This is a genomic window from Belnapia mucosa (genome assembly GCF_016775475.1).
Classification (GTDB): domain Bacteria; phylum Pseudomonadota; class Alphaproteobacteria; order Acetobacterales; family Acetobacteraceae; genus Belnapia; species Belnapia mucosa.
The window spans coordinates 1-261 of the sequence record NZ_JAEUXJ010000121.1 but is presented as its reverse complement, the minus strand read 5'-3'; the positions used below and the strand labels follow the sequence as shown (position 1 = coordinate 261).

Genomic DNA, 261 nt, shown 5'->3' with positions numbered 1-261 from the left:
ATACCCAAGCGGCCAACGGGGGCAGACTGTAAATCTGCTGGCTTACGCCTTCGGTGGTTCGAATCCACCTCCCTCCACCAGCTTTCCGTTGTTGTTTCGAGTTGTAGTGGTCTCCCGGTGCGGGAGTAGTTCAATGGTAGAACTGTAGCCTTCCAAGCTACTAGTGCGGGTTCGATTCCCGTCTCCCGCTCCACTGAACGCCCGTGCAGGGTCTGCGGCAAGTCCAGGCAACACAAACAGGTTTCACGCTCACGTAGCTCA

Annotated in this window: 1 tRNA gene; it reads left to right on the top strand. The window is 56.7% G+C overall.

Annotated elements, in window-relative coordinates:
- Positions 1-119 precede the first annotated feature (119 nt).
- Positions 120-193: transfer RNA gene (locus JMJ55_RS30620), tRNA-Gly, on the top strand.
- Positions 194-261 lie beyond the last annotated feature (68 nt).